General features: G+C 70.2%; 15 protein-coding genes. 12 read left to right on the top strand and 3 right to left on the bottom strand.

Going from position 1 to position 17,481, the window contains the following annotated elements; genetic code table 11:
- Nucleotides 1-17 precede the first annotated feature (17 nt).
- The 12 genes from FB047_RS05405 to FB047_RS17200 all read left to right on the top strand — a co-directional run bounded on the left by FB047_RS05405 (nucleotide 18) and on the right by FB047_RS17200 (nucleotide 14,291).
- The gene (locus FB047_RS05405) at nucleotides 18-587 is read left to right on the top strand and encodes a nucleotidyltransferase family protein (RefSeq protein ID WP_136586455.1); all 570 of its coding nucleotides are present in this window, start codon (nucleotides 18-20) and stop codon (nucleotides 585-587) included.
- Nucleotides 588-709: 122 nt separating this feature from the next.
- Nucleotides 710-2,179 carry a family 43 glycosylhydrolase gene (locus FB047_RS05400; protein WP_136586169.1) on the top strand — a complete coding sequence of 490 codons (1,470 nt, stop codon included), beginning with the start codon at nucleotides 710-712 and terminating at the stop codon, nucleotides 2,177-2,179.
- Between the two features lie 43 nt (nucleotides 2,180-2,222).
- Nucleotides 2,223-3,560: an ABC transporter substrate-binding protein gene (locus FB047_RS05395; protein ID WP_136586168.1), complete on the top strand. Its 1,338-nt coding sequence runs from the start codon at nucleotides 2,223-2,225 to the stop codon at nucleotides 3,558-3,560.
- A 76-nt stretch (nucleotides 3,561-3,636) separates the two neighbouring features.
- On the top strand, nucleotides 3,637-4,515 hold the full coding sequence (locus tag FB047_RS05390) for a carbohydrate ABC transporter permease (RefSeq protein WP_136586454.1): 879 nt from the start codon (nucleotides 3,637-3,639) through the stop codon (nucleotides 4,513-4,515).
- The gene (locus tag FB047_RS05385; RefSeq protein ID WP_136586167.1) at nucleotides 4,515-5,426 is read left to right on the top strand and encodes a carbohydrate ABC transporter permease; all 912 of its coding nucleotides are present in this window, start codon (nucleotides 4,515-4,517) and stop codon (nucleotides 5,424-5,426) included. The genes FB047_RS05390 and FB047_RS05385 overlap by 1 nt, the downstream gene beginning before the upstream one ends.
- Entirely contained in the window at nucleotides 5,423-6,412 is a 990-nt protein-coding gene (locus FB047_RS05380; protein WP_136586166.1) for a LacI family DNA-binding transcriptional regulator, read from the top strand. Before FB047_RS05385 ends, FB047_RS05380 begins: the two co-directional genes overlap by 4 nt.
- Nucleotides 6,409-7,800 carry a glycoside hydrolase family 32 protein gene (locus tag FB047_RS05375; RefSeq protein ID WP_276606267.1) on the top strand — a complete coding sequence of 464 codons (1,392 nt, stop codon included), beginning with the start codon at nucleotides 6,409-6,411 and terminating at the stop codon, nucleotides 7,798-7,800. Before FB047_RS05380 ends, FB047_RS05375 begins: the two co-directional genes overlap by 4 nt.
- A 236-nt stretch (nucleotides 7,801-8,036) precedes the next feature.
- Complete coding sequence (gene chvE, locus FB047_RS05370; RefSeq protein WP_136586164.1) at nucleotides 8,037-9,155, top strand: multiple monosaccharide ABC transporter substrate-binding protein; 1,119 nt, start codon at nucleotides 8,037-8,039, stop codon at nucleotides 9,153-9,155.
- Between the two features lie 117 nt (nucleotides 9,156-9,272).
- The gene (gene mmsA, locus FB047_RS05365) at nucleotides 9,273-10,802 is read left to right on the top strand and encodes a multiple monosaccharide ABC transporter ATP-binding protein (protein ID WP_136586163.1); all 1,530 of its coding nucleotides are present in this window, start codon (nucleotides 9,273-9,275) and stop codon (nucleotides 10,800-10,802) included.
- 5 nt (nucleotides 10,803-10,807) lie between these two features.
- A complete protein-coding gene (mmsB, locus tag FB047_RS05360) occupies nucleotides 10,808-12,028 on the top strand; it encodes a multiple monosaccharide ABC transporter permease (RefSeq protein ID WP_136586162.1) in 1,221 nt (406 codons plus the stop codon).
- Nucleotides 12,029-12,127: 99 nt separating this feature from the next.
- Nucleotides 12,128-13,339, top strand: coding sequence for an ROK family transcriptional regulator (locus FB047_RS05355; RefSeq protein ID WP_136586161.1), 1,212 nt, complete (start codon nucleotides 12,128-12,130; stop codon nucleotides 13,337-13,339).
- A gap of 115 nt (nucleotides 13,340-13,454) precedes the next feature.
- The gene (locus FB047_RS17200) at nucleotides 13,455-14,291 is read left to right on the top strand and encodes a lytic transglycosylase domain-containing protein (protein ID WP_240752638.1); all 837 of its coding nucleotides are present in this window, start codon (nucleotides 13,455-13,457) and stop codon (nucleotides 14,289-14,291) included.
- 88 nt (nucleotides 14,292-14,379) lie between these two features.
- Here the strand turns inward: FB047_RS17200 and FB047_RS05345 are convergent, their stop codons facing one another.
- The 3 genes from FB047_RS05345 to FB047_RS05335 form a co-directional block, all read right to left on the bottom strand.
- Nucleotides 14,380-15,309, bottom strand: coding sequence for a 2-hydroxyacid dehydrogenase (locus FB047_RS05345; protein WP_167494158.1), 930 nt, complete (start codon nucleotides 15,307-15,309; stop codon nucleotides 14,380-14,382).
- Between the two features lie 143 nt (nucleotides 15,310-15,452).
- Nucleotides 15,453-16,907 carry an FAD-dependent oxidoreductase gene (locus FB047_RS05340; RefSeq protein WP_136586160.1) on the bottom strand — a complete coding sequence of 485 codons (1,455 nt, stop codon included), beginning with the start codon at nucleotides 16,905-16,907 and terminating at the stop codon, nucleotides 15,453-15,455.
- Nucleotides 16,904-17,398, bottom strand: coding sequence for an ureidoglycolate lyase (locus tag FB047_RS05335; RefSeq protein ID WP_136586159.1), 495 nt, complete (start codon nucleotides 17,396-17,398; stop codon nucleotides 16,904-16,906). The genes FB047_RS05340 and FB047_RS05335 overlap by 4 nt, the downstream gene beginning before the upstream one ends.
- Nucleotides 17,399-17,481 lie beyond the last annotated feature (83 nt).

Genomic DNA, 17,481 nt, shown 5'->3' with positions numbered 1-17,481 from the left:
GCTACGCTGTCGTGACCATGCCCGCCGAGCCCGCCGTCGCCGTCTCGGGACTCGTCCTCGCCGCGGGTGCGGGTCGCCGTTTCGGCGGCCCCAAGGCCCTCGCCCGCACCCCCGCCGGGACGCCGTGGCTCGCCCTCGCCGTGCGCGCGTTGCGAGAGGGCGGATGCCGCGACGTCACCGTCGCGCTCGGAGCCGGGGCCGACGCGGCCGAGGAGCTCGTGCCCGACGGGGTCGCGATCGTGCGCGTCGCCGACTGGGAGTCGGGGATGGCGGCGTCGCTGCGCGCGGGGCTCGGGGCGCTCGATTCCGGGCCGGGGGTCGCGGCGGTCGTCGTCCCCGTCGACACCCCGGAGCTGGTGCCGGCGGCGGTGGCGCGGCTGATCCGGCACGCCGGTGCCGACGCGCTGGCGCAGGCCGTGTACGACGGCGTCCCCGGTCATCCGGTGCTGCTCGGTCGCGCGCACTGGTCCGCTCTGGCGTCGGCGGTGCGCGGCGACGTGGGCGCGCGGCCGTACCTGATCGCCCAGGACGCGACGCTCGTCGAGTGCGCCGACCTGTGGTCGGGCGCGGATCACGACGTGCGCTGACCTGTTCCGATCCGCCGCGAAACGCGATGATTAACCGCTTGACCATCGTTGTATCTCCTTGCTACCGTCTGCCTAACCGATTAACCATCCGGTCGGATCGGATCTCGACGAGGAGCGACGCCATGAACCAGCGAGGGTTCTACCAACCGCACGGAGCCTGGGTCGGCGACGTCATCCCGTACGCGGAGGACGGTCGGCTGCACTTGTTCTACCTGCACGAGACCCGGCAGACCCCGAAGATCGGGATGCCCTGGTACCGCGTGGTGACCGACGACCTGATCACCTTCATCGAGGCCGGTTCGGCCCTCGCATCCGGCGGCCCGGATGCCGACGACCACAACGTCTACACCGGCAGCGTCGTCGAGGCCGACGGCATCCACCACGTGTTCTACACCGGGCAGAACCCCGACAAGCGCGGACCCGACGGCCTGCCTCTCCAGGTCGTCCTGCACGCCACGAGCGCCGACGGGATGAACACCTGGGTGCGGCATCCCGAGCACACCTTCGGCGCGACGCCGGGCTATGAGACGGCGGACTGGCGCGATCCCTTCGTCTTCCGCGACGCGGAGGCCGGCCTGTGGCGCATGCTCATCACCGCTCGCCACGCGGAAGGACCGGCACGCCGACGCGGGGTGATCGCGCAGTGCGTGTCGCGCGATCTGGAGTCCTGGCAGCCCGTGGAGCCGTTCTGGGACCCGCGGCGGTACGTGGCCCACGAGTGCCCCGAGGTCTTCGAGTGGAACGGGTGGTGGTACCTCGTGTACTCGGAGTTCAGCGAGTCGTTCACCACCCGCTATCGCATGGCGCGGAGCCTGCACGGTCCGTGGATCGTCCCCGAGGTGGACACCCTCGACGGGCGGGCCTACTACGCGTCGAAATCGGCGGAGCTCGACGGGCGCCGGTTCTTCTTCGGCTGGATCGCCACTCGCGACGGAGAGGCCGACGACGGCGCATGGCAGTGGGCGGGGACGCTGTCGGTCCTCGAGGCCACGCAGCGCGCCGACGGCTCGCTGCGGGTGCACCCGCCCCGGGAACGCGTCGCGGGTTTCGACGAACCCGTGGGAAGCGCGGAGCCCGGGACCGTGCTGTCCGCCCCGGAGGGATACGCCGATCTCGTCCTCCCCGTCGACGTTCCGGACGTCGCGCGCGTCGAAGCGGTGTTCGACGTCGCCGCGGGCACCACGGAGTGCGGCCTCCTCCTGCGTGCCGACGACGACGGTGACGAGGCGTACGTCCTCCGCCTCGAGCCGCGTCGCGGACGCCTCGTGTTCGACCGGTGGCCGCGGCAGCGCACGGGCGGCGAGCAGTGGCAGATCTCGGGCGACGTCCCGCATGCGGTCGAACTCGAGCGCCCGGTGGATCTGGCCCCCGGACGCCATGTGCTCGACGTGCTCATCGAGGGGGATCTCTGCGTCGCGACCGTCGACGGTGCGGTCACCCTCAGCACCCGCCTCTACGACCGACGCGCGGGACGCGTCGGCGCCTTCGTGGGTGAGGGGAGCGTCGTCCTGTTGTCGCTGGACGTGACCTCTCCGTCCGCGACGACCTCTTCCTCCGCTCCCCGCGAGGACCTCCTGCTCGCGCAGTTCTGATCCGACACCCGCCCACCTGAACCACACATCAACGGAGATTCACATGGTCCACTTCACCCGCACGGCCTCCTGGGTCGCCCTCGCCGCTGCCACCGCGATCGTCCTGTCCGGTTGCGCCGGCACGGGCGGCGGCGGCGACCCGACCGACGTCGACCCGGAGGGCGCGATCACGCCCCGCCAGATCTCGTGGCTGCTGTCGCGTCCCGCCGACGGCGGCGTCATCACTGCGATGCAGAAGATCGCCGACGAATACGCCGCCGACCACCCCGGCTTCTCGCTCAACCTCATCACCACGCCCGATCGCCCGAGCTACATCCAGAAGTACGAGACGCTCGCGGCCGCGAACAAGCTCCCCGAGCTCTTCGACACGGATGCCACCCCCTTCGCGCAGAAGCTCGCCGAGCAGGGACGCATGGTCGATGTCGACCTGCTGCTCGACGACCTCGGACTGTCCGGCGAGTATCGGGAGGCGGCACTGAACTACCAGCGCTTCGACGACGGGTCGTTGTACATGGTTCCGTTCGAGTTCCAGCTGGAGTTCTTCTGGTACAACAAGGACCTGCTCGCGCAGGCCGGCGTGTCGGTCCCCGCGACGCTCGACGACTTCGCCCCGATGTGCCGGGCGCTGCGCGCGAAGGGCATCACGCCCATCGCCCTCGACGGGTCCGACGGCTGGCCGCTCGAGCGCTACATGGCGTACTACCCGTTCCGCCAGGCCGGTCCCGAGTACGTGCAGAAGCTGAAGACCGGCGAGGCGAAGTTCTCCGACGCTCCCGGACGCGCCGCCGCCGACTGGCTGTACGGCCTCGGCCAGGCGGGCTGCTTCCAGGAGGGCTTCTCGGCCACCGGTTACGCCGACGCGCAGGCCCAGTTCACCTCCGGCAAGGCGGCGGTGTACAACATCGGCACGTGGGAGCTGGCGAACCTCGCCACCGACAAGCTCGACGCGGGGGTGCGCGACGACGTGGACTACTTCACCTTGCCGACGCTGCCCGGAGCCGTGACCGCCGACAACGAGTACGTGACGCCGTCGGGCATCGGCATGGCCGTGAACTCCGCGACCTACGACCCACTGGTGCGCGACTTCCTGCGCTTCGCCCTCGAGCGCTACCCCGCCGAGGTCGCCGCCTCCGGCGCCCTCTCCCCGACCGCCGGCGTGGAGACGACCATCCCCGCGAACGCGACCCCGCTGTACACGCGGGCGATCGAGCAGGCCGGCGATGTGGGCACGAAGATCGCGATGCCCTGGGACACGCAGCTCGACCCGGCGACCAACACCCGGCTCCAGCAGGAGCTGACCCTTCTGGTGCAGGGCGACATCACGCCCGACGAGTTCGTCACCACGATGGACTCCGCGCTGACGGAGAACGTCGGTGGCTGACACCCTCGCCCAGAGCCGGCCCCGGGGTACCGGGGCCGGCTCGCCCGCCCGGCGTCGGGCGCCGATGCGGTCCTCGATGCTGCCGCGACGCTCCGGTCTGGCCGTCGCCGTCTTCCTCGTCCCTCCGCTGCTGCTGTACGGCGCGGCCGTCCTGCTTCCCATCGTCCAGTCGTTGGTTCTGAGCCTGTTCTCCTGGGACGGCATCACGGACCTCGCGTTCGTCGGCTTCGACAACTACGTGAAGATGTTCACGCGTGACGACGTCTTCTGGACCGCGTTCGGAAACGCACTCGGCTACCTCGCGATCTGCCTGGTCCTCCAGCTCGGCGGCGCCCTGGCGGTCGCGGGACTGCTCACCGCACTGCCGCGGGCGCGCGAACTGGTCAAGACGCTCTACCTCCTGCCCGCGGTGATCTCGACCGTGGCCATCGCGTTCCTCTTCGTCCGCATCTACTCGCTCGAACCCGTGGGCCTGCTCAATCAGCTGTTGGCGTGGGTGGGGCTCGACGGCCTTCAGACGGCGTGGCTCTCGAACGTGCAGACGGTGCTGGCGGCGGTGTCCGTCCCCGAGGGGTGGCGCTTCACCGGCCTCTACATGCTCATCATCTACGCGGCGCTCATCGCGGTGCCGAAGGAGCTGGAGGAGGCCGCCCGCCTGGACGGCGCGTCGTGGTGGCAGACGTTCTGGCGCATCCGCTTCCCGTACATCCGACCCGTGTGGATCACCACGACCGTGATGGCGACGACCTTCGCCCTCCGCGGCTTCGACATCCCCTACCTGTTGACCAACGGCGGACCCGGACAGGCGTCGGAGCTGCTGACGACGTACATGTACAAGACGGCCTTCGTCCACACCGACTACGGCTACGCCAGCGCCATCTCGGTCTTCATCGTGGTCGAGTGCCTGGTCGCGGTGGGCCTCATCTTCCTGCTGCTGCGTCGGAAGGACGCGTGATGAGTACGACACTGACCCCGCCCCCGGTGGCATCCGCCCCGCGTTCCTCCGCGATCGAGCCCCGGCCCGTCCACCGGTCGTCGCGTTCGCGCGTGCAGAAGACGTTGCTGACGGTGACGGTGATCCTCATCGTCGTCGTGCAGGTCTACCCCCTCCTGTGGTTGTTCCTGACGAGCTTCCGCACGGCCGGCGACTTCGCCGGGGGAGACCCCTTCGCGCTGCCGACCGAATGGACGCTCGAGAACTACTCCCGCGCCTTCGCGACCGGAAACCTGTGGCTGAACATCGCCAACAGCTTCTTCGTCACCCTCGGCGCGAGCGTCCTGATCGTCATCGCCGGAATGATGGCCGCCTACGCCCTGCAGGTGCTCGGCTTCCGCTTCAGCGGGTTCGTCCGTGCGCTGTTCCTGCTCGGCATCATCGTCCCGGTGCAGATCGCGCTCGTGCCGTTGTTCATCGACTACTCGCAGGTCGGCCTGCTCGACAGGCACCTGTCGATGATCCTGCCGCTCGCCGCCTTCTCGTTGCCGATGGGCGTCTACCTGTTCTCGTCGTTCTACGAGTACATCCCGCGCGAGCTGTACGAGGCGGCGTCCCTCGACGGTGCGGGGCCGTACCGGATCTTCGCGCAGATCACGGCGCCCCTTTCGGTCAACACGATCATCACGGTCGTGCTGGTCAACAGCATCTTCATCTGGAACGACTTCATCTTCGCGAATACGTTCGTTCTGTCCGATGGGCTCAAGACGATCCCGCTCGGGCTGCAGAATTACATCGGAGCGATGGGCAACACCGACTGGACGGCGACGTTCGCCGCAGTGTGCGTCACGGTGACGCCGCTGCTGCTGGTGTTCCTCGTGCTGAACAAGGCGATGATCGCCGGCCTCGAGAGCGGAGCCACCAAAGGATGAGCACGACCATGCGCGACGTGGCGCGGGCGGCAGGAGTGTCGGTGGCGACGGTGTCGCACGTCGTCAACGACAAGCCGGGGGCGCGCATCGGCGACGATGCCCGTCGCCGGGTGCACGAGGCGGTCGAGGCGCTCGGTTATCGACCGAACGCGCTGGCCAAGACCCTGTCGGAGGGCAGTTCGCGCTTCATCGGTCTGGTGGCGGATGCCATCGCCACGACCCCCTTCGCCGGGCAGATCATCCACGGCGCCCAGGACGAGGCCTGGCGGCACGGCTTCGTGCTGCTCGTGGCCAACACCGAGGGCAACGACGAGGTCGAGAACGACGCGATCGCGATGATGCTGGAGCATCAGGTGCGCGGCATCCTGTACTCCACCTGGTATCACCGCGAGATCACCGTGCCGTCGACGCTCCAGCAGAGCGAGACCGTCCTGGTGAACTGCTTCACGGCGGACGATTCCTTTCCCGCGGTGGTTCCGGACGAGGAGCAGGGCGGGCGCACCGCGACCGCCGAGCTGATCGCGGCGGGTCACCGCCGGATCGCCTTCGTCAACACGACCACCCCGTCCCCCGCGAGGGATGGGCGTCGAGCCGGCTATCGGGCGGCTCTCGTCGAGGCCGGGATCGCCGTCGACGAGGCACTCGAGTTCGACGCCGACCCGGCGCAAGAGGGCGGATACGACGTCGCCGCCGCTGTGGTGGATTCCGGGGCGACGGGTGTGTTCTGCCATAACGACCGCGTGGCGATGGGTCTCTACGACGGTCTGCGCGAGCGCGGGGTCCGCATCCCCGAGGACATCGCGGTGATCGGCTTCGACAATCAGGACGTGATCGCGGCGCACCTGCGACCTCCCCTCTCGACGGTGGCACTGCCGCACTACGAACTGGGGGCCGCGGGAGTGCGGACGCTGCTCGGCCTGGAGGCACCCCCCGTCGGCGGGCGTCGTCTCATCGACTGCCCGTCCGTGCCGCGGCAGTCGCTGTGAGCCTTCCGCGTCCGCGCTTCCATCTCGCGCCGTCGCGGAACTGGATGAACGACCCGAACGGCCTGATCCACGCCGACGGACGGTGGCACGCGTTCTTCCAGTACAACCCGGAGGGGAACGACTGGGGGAACATGAGCTGGGGCCACGCGTCCAGCACCGACCTGATGAGGTGGGACGAGCACCCGGTCGCCCTCTCGCACCGTCCGGGCGAGCAGATCTTCTCCGGCTCGGTGATCTGCGCGTCCGAGGGCGTCCTGACCGCGTTCTACACGAGCGCCTACGACCACGGCATCCAAGCGCAGTCGCGGGCGACCAGCGTCGACGGCGGCTACACCTGGACCCCGGATGCCGCCAACCCCGTGCTCGACCGCGGGAGCAGCGACTTCCGTGATCCCAAGGTCGTCCCCCTCCCCGGCGGGGGGTGGATGATGCTGACGGTCGAGGCGGTCGAGCGTCGCGTCGTCTTCTATGTCTCCGACGACCTCGACCGCTGGCGCGAGACGGGCTCGTTCGGTCCGCTGGGACCCGGCGATGTGGTATGGGAATGCCCCGATCTCGTGCGTCTCCCGGTCCACGGGTCGTCCGCGCCGCAGTGGGTCCTCTTGCTGAGCACCAATCCCGTCGGGGAGCACGCCGACCCGGGCGGATCCGCGATGCACTACGTCGTCGGTGACGTGCGCGACGGGGTGTTCCGCTCCGACGCCGCGGATCTCTCGCGTCTCGATTACGGGCGCGACTGCTACGCCGGCGTGACGTTCGCCGACGCTCCCGGGGGTGTGGCCGTGATGGTGGCGTGGATGGGCAACTGGCGCTACGCCCACGACGTGCCGACCGCACCCTGGCGAGGCGCGATGTCCCTGCCGCGGACGCTGACCGTTCGCCGCGTCGACGGGGAGAGGCGTCTCGTGCAGCGACCGACGACTCTCCCGCCGATGCGAGCCGTTCCGTTGGCGGGCGGGAGCCCCGTCCTCGTCGAGCCCCACGGCGTGCTGACGCTGGGCCGGCAGCCGCATTCGGCGGGCCCGATGCGGGTGCTGCTGCGAGGAGAGAGCGATGCGACGGTCGAGATCGTGCACGATCCGCGCGCGAGGGTCATGTCGGTGACGCGCTCGGGCTCCGCTGCGGCCGCGCTGCATCCGGATTTCGCCGGGACGAGCGCGGCTCCGCTCCCGGTCGAGGACGACGGAGAGGTGACGATCGTCGTCGACGGCCCGCTCCTCGAGGTCTTCGCCGCCGGGGGAGCGGTCGTCCTCTCGCATCTCGTGACGCTCGGAGCCGGGCCGGTCGCCGTCTCGATCGAGGCGGATGCGGCTCGTCCGCCCGCGGCGCGTTTCGACGCGTTCGAGGACATCGCGCTGCGGGACGACGAGGTCGCCGAAGCGGTCTGAGGCGCTACCGCCCCGGCAGGAGCCAGCTGCTCCCGACCGTTCGATCACGGTCCGATCACGGGCGTCGGCAATTTTGACGTGCCTATAGACAAAACCCTCGGCGATGGATATTTTTTCGGAGCCGTCATAATTCGACGGACCAGAGTGCCGGGACGACGACGTACCCGATCCGACGCCGGGGAGGGCGCGGGTACGGACCACACGGTCCCTGCTGTTCAGAGAGGAACGCAGATCACATGCTGAAGAAAATCCTGACCGGTGCGGCCATCGCCGCACTCGCGGTGGGCCTCGGAGCCTGCAGCTCGACGCGCCCCGCCGACGGCGGCGGAGACGCTGGCGGCGCGAGCGGCGACTGCAACGTCGGCATCGCGATGCCGACCCGCAGCCTGGAGCGCTGGATCAACGACGGCGAGCAGCTGCAGAAGAAGCTCCAGGACGCCGGCTGCACCGTCGACCTGCAGTACGCCGACAACAAGACCGACCAGCAGATCAGCCAGATCCAGAATCAGATCTCGGGTGGCGCGAAGATCCTCGTCATCGCCGCGATCGACGGTTCGACCCTCGGCCCCGTGCTGCAGGAGGCCAAGGCGCAGAACGCCACGGTCATCGCCTACGACCGCCTGATCAACGGCAGCGAGAACGTCGACTACTACGCCACGTTCGACAACTACAAGGTCGGCACCCTGCAGGGCCAGTACATCGAGACGCAGCTCGGCCTGAAGGACGGCAAGGGCCCGTACAACCTCGAGCCCTTCGCCGGCAGCCCCGACGACAACAACGCGAAGTTCTTCTTCGCCGGCGCGTGGGACGTCCTGAAGCCGTACGTCGACAAGGGTCAGCTGGTCGTGCCCAGCGGCAAGTCGCCCGCCAACGACGACGCCTGGGCCTCGATCGGCATCCAGGGCTGGGCCTCCGACAAGGCGCAGGCCGAGATGGACAACCGCCTCTCGTCGTTCTACGGCGACGGCAAGAAGGTCAACGTCGTGCTCTCGCCCAACGACAGCCTCGCCATCGGTATCGAGGCGTCGCTGAAGTCGGCCGGCTACACCGCTGGAGCGGACTACCCGATCATCACGGGTCAGGATGCCGACAAGGCCAACGTCAAGGCGATCCTCGACGGGCTGCAGGCCATGACGGTCTGGAAGGACACCCGTGCCCTCGGCGACCGCGTCTTCACGATGATCCAGGAGATCAAGGACGGCAAGACGGTCGAGGTCAACGACACCAAGACCTACGACAACGGCAAGAAGGTCGTGCCCTCGTACCTGCTGACCCCCGAGGTCGTCGTCAAGGACGACGTGCAGTCCAAGCTCATCGACTCGGGCTTCCTGAAGGCCTCCGACGTCGGGCTCTGAGCCCCACCGGCCGGGGCGGGTCCGCCCGCCCCGGCTCACTCGCGGCGGGGCGGGTTCGCCCGCCCCGCCGCTCGATCCTCGCCGCCTCGGCGAGCGAGTTGACGGAGGAAACACACCATGACCGAACCGATCCTGCGCATGGCGGGGATCTCGAAGTCGTTCAACGGCGTGCCGGCCCTGGCCGACGTGTCGATCGACGTGTACCGCGGTGAGGTGCACGCGATCTGCGGCGAGAACGGCGCCGGGAAGTCGACGCTGATGAAGGTGCTCAGCGGGGTCTACCCGGCCGGCACGTTCGACGGCACGATCACCCTCGAGGGCGAGCAGATGGCGTTCCGCTCGATCAACGACAGCGAGGCCGCCGGAATCGTCATCATCCACCAAGAGCTTGCGCTCAGCCCCTACCTGTCGATCGCCGAGAACATCTTCCTCGGCAACGAGAAGTCCAAGCGCGGCGTCATCGACTGGAACGCCACCAACACCGCCGCCGCCGACCTGCTCAAGCGCGTGGGGCTGCGCGAGAACCCCGCGACGAAGATCTACGAGCTCGGCGTCGGCAAGCAGCAGCTCGTCGAGATCGCGAAGGCGCTCGCGAAGGAGGTCAAGCTCCTCATCCTCGACGAGCCCACCGCCGCGCTCAACGACGACGACTCCGCTCACCTGCTCGATCTCATCGACCAGCTGCGCACGCAGGGCATCACCTGCATCATCATCAGCCACAAGCTCAAAGAGGTGCTGCGCATCTCCGACCGCATCACGATCATCCGCGACGGACGCACGATCGAGACGATGCACCGCTCCGACCCCGAGACCGACGAGGGGCGCATCATCCGCGCCATGGTCGGCCGCGACCTCAACAGCCTCTTCCCGCCGCGCGAACCCGACATCGGCGACGAGCTGTTCCGCGTCGAGAACTGGACCGTGCACCACCCCGTCGACACCGAGCGCGTCGTCATCCAGGACGCGTCGTTCATGGTGCGCGCCGGAGAGATCGTCGGCTTCGCCGGGCTCATGGGCGCCGGTCGCACGGAGCTCGCGATGAGCATCTTCGGTCGCATGTACGGCACCGGTATCTCGGGCGAGGTGTACAAGAACGGCCGGCAGATCGACGTGCGCACCGTCGACGCCGCGATCAAGCACGGCATCGCCTACGCCACCGAGGACCGCAAGAAGTACGGTCTCAACCTCATCGGCGACATCCAGGTCAACGTCTCGGCATCCGCCCTGGCCCGGCTCGCCCGCCTCGGCGTGGTCGACCGGTACCGCGAGTACAAGGTCGCGGACTCGTACCGCTACAAGATGAACATCAAGGCGCCCAGCGTCGCGGCGATCACCGGTCGTCTCTCCGGAGGCAACCAGCAGAAGGTGGTCCTGTCGAAGTGGATGTTCACCGGACCCGACGTGCTGATCCTCGACGAGCCCACCCGCGGCATCGACGTCGGGGCCAAGTACGAGATCTACGGGATCATCAACGAACTCGCGGCCCAGGGCAAGGCCGTCATCGTCATCTCGTCGGAGCTGCCCGAGGTCATCGGCCTCTCCGACCGCATCTACACGATCTCCGAGGGACGCATCACGGCCGAGGTCAGCCGCGACGACGCCACCCAGGAGACCCTCATGCGGCACATGACCGCCGGAAGGAACTGACTCACATGGCCACCGCATCCACCCAGACGGTCGACGCGCCGACGCAACCCGGACCGCGGCGTCGCGGCCTGCTCGCGCGCATCAACTTCCGTCAGTTCGGCATCCTCGCCGCGCTCGTCATCATCATCGTGCTGTTCCAGGTGCTCACGGGCGGCCGCCTGCTCATGCCGGGCAACGTCAACAACCTGATCCAGCAGAACGCCTACGTGCTGATCCTCGCGATCGGCATGGTCATGGTCATCATCGCCGGGCACATCGACCTGTCGGTCGGCTCGGTGGTCGCCATGGTCGGAGCCATCGCGGCGATCGCGATGAACCAGTGGGGCCTGCCCTGGTTCGTCGCGGTGCTGCTCTCGCTCGTCGTCGGTGCCGTGGTCGGCGCGTGGCAGGGCTTCTGGGTCGCCTTCGTCGGCATCCCGGCGTTCATCGTCACCCTCGCGGGCATGCTGCTCTTCCGCGGGCTCACGCTCGTGCTGCTCACCGGCGGTACGATCAGCGGTCTGCCCGACGGCTTCACCGCGATCGGTGCGGGCTGGCTGCCGCCCTTCCTCGGCTACCTCGGCAACTGGGACAGCCTCACCCTCGTCCTCGGTGCGATCGCGTGCGTGCTGCTCGTCGTGCAGCAGTTGCGCACCCGCGCGACGCTGCGCCGTCTCGAGCTGCCCCGCGAGCTGGCCTGGTCGTTCTGGCTGAAGAACGCGATCGCGGTCGTCGCGATCATGGCGGTCGCCTTCACCATCGCCGCCTACAACGGCACCCCGATCGTGCTGATCATCCTCGCGGTGCTCGTGCTGGCGTACACCTTCGTGCTCAACCGCACGACCTTCGGCCGTCACATCTACGCGATGGGCGGCAACCTGTTCGCCGCGGTGATGAGCGGTGTGAAGACGAAGTGGGTCAACTTCTTCATCTTCGTGAACATGGGCGTGTTGGCGGGTCTGGCCGCGGTGGTCAGCACCGCGCGCGCCGGTGGTGCCGTGGCATCCGCCGGTCAGAACTACGAGCTGGATGCCATCGCGGCGGTGTTCATCGGAGGCGCGGCCGTGCAGGGCGGTATCGGCACGGTCGTCGGCGCGGTCGTCGGCGGTCTGGTCATGGGCGTGCTCAACATGGGTCTGTCGATCCTGAGCGTCGACGCCGCCTGGCAGATGGCGATCAAGGGCATCGTGCTCCTGCTGGCCGTCGCGTTCGACATCTTCAACAAGCGCCGCAACGGCGGTGTCTGACCGGATGGGGAGCGCGGCCCCGGGGCCCGCTCCCCATCCGCGTCACCGCGATTCCCGCCCGCATCGCTCCGATGGGATGATGGGGGAGGTGCTCCCCTCATGACCCCTGCCGTGTTCGAGCCCGCGACCCCGCTCGCGCCCCCGGCCGGTCGTACGACGAACGACCTGATCCGGCAGCAGAACCTCGCGTCGGTGCTGTCGCTGCTGCATTCGCGGGGAGCGCTCTCACGCGCGCAGCTGGGTGCGACGACCGGCCTCAACCGGTCGACCGTGACCGGCCTGATCATGGAGCTCACCGAGCTCGGGCTCGTGCGCGAGGCCCCGAGCGGAGAGCGCACCGGCAAGGTCGGACGCCCGACCCTCGACCTCGAGCCCGAAGACCACGTCGCCGCCCTGAGCGTCCGCGCCGAGCCCCACGCGGTCACCGTGGCCCTCGTCGGCCTCGGCGGAGTGGTGCACGCGCGCCTGCGGCACGACACCGCGTCGGCGCCGTCGCCCCGCCGCTTCGTGCAGATCGTCGCGTCGTCGGTCGAGGCGATGCGCGCCGACATCGACCGCCACTACCGCGTGGTCGGGGCGGGCCTGGCGGTTCCGGGCCTGGTCAACGCCAACGGCTCCGTGCTGGTGTCGCCGACCCTCGGCTGGAAGCGCGACCCGGTCTCCGCGCGCCTGAGCGACGAGCTCGGGATGCCGGTGACCGCGGGCAACGACGCGAGCATCGGCGCCCTCGCCGAGTCGCGTTTCGGCGTCGGGGTGGGCGTCGGCAACCTGCTCTACCTCGGCGGGGCGATGCACAGCATCGGCGGCGGGCTCATCATCGACGGAACGCTCCTGCGCGGCACCTCCGGCTACGCCGGCGAGCTCGGCCACACGGTCGTCGATCCGCGCGGCCGCGGGTGCGTGTGCGGGCGGCGCGGATGCCTCGAGGCCGAGGTCAGCCTCGACATCCTCGAGCCCCTCCTGGGTCGCCGCAAGCTCGACGAGGACGAGCTCGACGTCGAGCTCGGCGTGGCCCGCAACCCGCGGGTGATGACCGAGGTCACGCGCCAGGTCGAGATGCTGTCCCTCGCGCTGACCAACTTCGTCAACGCCTTCGCACCCGAGACCGTCGTGCTCTCGGGCTATCTCGGGGCGCTCCTGTCGGTGAGCAGGGAGCGGCTCGCCGACGCGGTCCGCGTGCACCCCCTGGGCGCCGAGGGGCGCACGATCCGCCTCGAGCGCGCCCACCTGCGCTCGCGGCTCATGCTCATTGGCCCCGCCGAGCTCGCGTTCGCCGACCTGCTGTCGAATCCGGCGGGCTTCCGGGGCTGACCCGAGGCCGGGGCGAGCCGCGTCGGATGCCGTATCCCGCTCGTTCAACAGCGCGCACCCGGCGGCGCCTACGGTGGCCCCCGAGCGCCCGGCCCGAGGGCGCCGGGAGGTGTCCGTGGACCCCGACAGCGTCGTGCGCCGGCCGATCTGGCCGTGGCTGATCGCCCTCGTCGGCGCCGTGCTCGGCATATGCATCCTGTGCACGCACGCGCAGGCGATGGCGCGCGATGCCGAGCGGCGAACGACTCCCGTCGTCGCTCGGCCGGCCGCGATCGCGGTGTCCGGGGACCATGCCGGGGCGGCGGCGAGCGTCGGGGAGTCGGGTGCGCTGCCCGGGGGAGCGGGGGAGACGAGCGCGCCGGCCGTCGCCGATCCCCACCCCGGGGCGACGATCGTCGTCGCCGACGCGACCTGGACCTCGACCACCGCCGCGCGCACCGGCATCCCCGCCCGCGCCCTGCGCGCGTACGCCTCGGCCGCGCTCACGCTCCAGGTCGAGCAGCCGGGGTGCGGCCTCGGCTGGAACACGCTCGCCGGCCTCGGAGCGATCGAATCCGGACACGGCGGGCACGCGGGCGGAGTCCTGCGCGAAGACGGCTACCCGGATCCGCCCATCCGGGGGATCGCCCTCGACGGTTCTGCGAGCGCCGCGATACCCGATACGGACGGGGGTCGTTTCGACGGGGATGCCGTGTGGGACCGCGCGGTGGGACCCCTGCAGTTCATCCCGTCGACGTGGGAGCAGTGGGGTGCCGACGCGAACGGCGACGGCGTGGCCGATCCGAACCAGATCGACGATGCGGCCCTCGCCGCGGCCCGCTACCTGTGCGCCGCGGGAGAGATGACGAGCCCCGCGGGCTGGCGCCGGGCGGTGTTCTCGTACAACCACCTCGACAGCTACGTCGACGACGTCGCGGCCGTCGCGAACTCCTCCGCGCGCCTCGCGGGCTGAACGCCCTCGCCTCCGGTGAAGCCGCCGTGCGTCCGGGACGCCGTCCGCCGTCCGTCCCCGACGGCGCGCGTCGAACGATCGACGGGGATCAGCCGCCGATCACGACGTTGAGGGGTCCCTCCCCGGCGACAAGGCGCTCGATCTGCTGCCGCACGAGACGAGCGATGCGGGGGCGCATGGCATCCGTCGCCCCTCCCACGTGCGGGGCGATGAGCACGCCCGGGAGGCTCCACAGCGGGTGCCCCGCGGGGAGCGGCTCGGGGTCGGTGACGTCGAGCGCCGCACGGATGCGTCCGCGGCGGACGTGGTCGACCAGGGCGTCGGTGTCGATGAGCGGACCGCGACCGACGTTCACGACGAGCGCTCCGTCGGGGAGGGCGGCGAGGGCCCCGTCATCGATGAGGTGGCGCGTGGCGTCGCCGCCGGGCAGCGACGCGATGAGGATGTCGGTGTCGGCGAGCACCTCGGCGAGCTTCCCGAGCGGGAACACCTCGACGTCGTCCTGGAGGCGGCCGTGCGAGGCGATCGCGCGCAGGCGCACCTCGAAGGGCTTCAGGCGCGCGGCGATCGCCCGACCGACGCCGCCGAACCCGAGGAGCGTGACGCGGGAGTCGGCCAGCCCGGGCGCCCCGCCGCCGGTCCACTCGCCGCGGTCCTGGGCGCGGACGATGTCGGGCAGGCGCCGCTGGGCGGCCAGCGCGAGGGTGACGGCGAGCTCCGAGGTGGCGGTCTCGTGCACGCTCGAGGCGTTGGCGAAGACGAGGCCGTCGGGGAGGCGCCCCTCGACGTCGTCGTAGCCGATCGACTGGCCCTGCACGAGGCCGACTTCGATCTCGCTCAGCCGTTCGACCACGCCGTCCATCGACATGTACGGCGGCACGACCATGTCGAAGCGCTCTCGGGGCGCGGCATCCTGCATGTCCCACACCACCACCTCGACGCCGTCGGGCAGCTCGCCCAGGTCGTCGCGCAGCTGGGCGGTGGGAACGGACACGAGCAGGGGGGTCGAGGTCGTCACGCGATCGACGCTACCCGCGTGGCCGGGACGTCGGCGCGGGTGGACACGACGCAGGAGATGTGCGCGCTACCCGCCTCAGGAGCGGCCGGCGGCGGTGTGCGTGCGCCGGAGATCCTGCATCGTGTCGCCTCGTGGGGGCGCGATCACCCCACGGCGACCGGTGCCTGCGGGCGGCGACCGATCTGCACCCCCACCGGCACGTCGTACGCGAGGTACTCCGCGAGCAGCGCCTCGGAGTCGCGCTGGAACAGCCGCCGCGACAGGGCGGCGGCGAGTTTCGTCGCGCCGCCGACGAGGCCGGGGATCTGATGGCTCAGCATGCCCTGGCTGATCCGGGCGCCGTGGTTGAACATGTGGATGCGCGAGAGCGCCGACGCGTCGGGGGCGCTGCGGCTGACGAGGCCGAAGTCGTCGTCGAGGTAGGGGAAGGCGGCCAGGCCCGGGTTCCGCGCGGCCTCGGCGGGTGACAGGCGATCGCTCCACAGTGCGGCGTCCGCGGCGACGCCCGCGAGCTCCGGGCGTCGGGCGAGGTCGGCCGCGATGCCGGTCGCGGCGAGCACGACGTCGTAGTGGTGGATGCCGTGCGGCGTGGTCACCGCGATGTCGCGCCCCGTCCACGAGACGCTCTTCCACGGCGACGAGGTGAGGAAGCGGAAGGAATCAAACGCGTGCGCGCGCCACAGCGCGTTCTGGGTCGCCGGCTGGTCGACGGCGGACAGGTGCACGTTGAACTCCCACTTCTGCGCGTCGGTGAAGGAGCCGTAGTTCTCGATGAGCCCGGCGAACTCCATCCAGCGGTAGGGGCTCACCTGGGGCATCGCGGGCCGCCGCATGTGCACGTCGACGCTCGCGGCCCCGTGCTCGAGGGCCGTGGCGGCGTTGTCGAACGCCCCGGTGCCCGCGCCCAGGACGCCGATGCGCCGGCCCGCGAGGGCGGTGAAGTCGATGTCGTCGTGCGTGTGGTGCACCGTCCCGGCAGGGAGCCCCTCAAGCAGCGCGGGGACGTGGCGACCGCCCGCGCCCTCGATGCCCGTGGCGAGCACGACGTGCCGGGCGGGCAGCATCCACGCGCCGTCGGGTCCCTCGAGGTGCAGCTCGAGGGGGTCGTCGGCCCCGGCGGCGGTGAGGGAGCGCACGCGCGTCGAGGCGACGGGGGTGACGGCCGAGGCGTCGCGGTACCAGCGCAGGAACCCCTGCCACGCGGCCGTCGGGAAGTACTCGATGTCCCGCCAGGCCTCGACGCCGTAGACGGCCTCGAACCATGCCCGGGGACTCACCGCCGGGGTGCCCCAGGTGGGCCAGGCGATGTCCTTCGGCGTGCGCAGGGTGTGCATGCGCGCGTAGGTCGTCCAGGGCCCCGCCGCGTCGGCGGGCGCCGCGTCGACGACGACCACGTCGTCGATGCCGCGCCGGCGCAGGCCCCGGGCGAGCACGAGCCCCGCCTGCCCCGCGCCGACGATGACCACCGGGCGGATGCCGTCTTTCGCGCCGGCCCAGGATCGTCCGTCTCCCGCGCTCACCTCCGCCTGGTGGGCCGCCTCGCGTTCGAGGGCGGCGAGCCGGGCGGCGGCGTCGGGCAGGGGGCTCGGCACGCTCACTCCGCGACGATCTCGACGCGCACGCCGAAGGCGTCGTCGAGGCGGTGGTTGTGGTGGTCCGAGACGTTGGTGTCGTCGAGTTCGAGGTTGACGAAGTCCATGCTCGGGTCGGCGAAGAAGGGGCCGGCGTGCCAGGTGCCCTTGCGCATCGTGATGGCGGTGCGCGGGGGGATGCGGAAGGCGCGCAGATCGTCGAGACCGGGCTCGTCGATGCCGGGGGCGGCGACGGCGATGGTCCACTCCACGTCGCCGACGGCCATGAGCGTCTGGGTCGTCTCGAGGTGGCGGGTGACCCGCACGAACGCGGCCGGCTTGTCGTCGAGGTGCATGAGGTAGAAGCGCGGGATGCCGCCGGAGACGTCGAGCACGGCCTCTTCGGCGGTGAACGGGGTGCCGTCCTCCATGGGCGTCAGGACGACGCCGAACGGGTCGAAGGCGTCGGCCGAGACGACCTCGGATCGCAGGGTGTGGACGGTCAGGGTGTCGGTCATGGCGGCTCGCTTTCGTCGGGTGACGCCGACGATACGCTTGTCCAACAAGCGTTGAGCCCACTTGTCGGACATGTTCACGACGC

Source organism: Microbacterium hydrothermale (genome assembly GCF_004854025.1).
GTDB classification, from domain to species: domain Bacteria; phylum Actinomycetota; class Actinomycetes; order Actinomycetales; family Microbacteriaceae; genus Microbacterium; species Microbacterium hydrothermale.
Note: the sequence above shows the minus strand (reverse complement) of the source record. Positions and strands in the feature narration are given on the sequence as shown.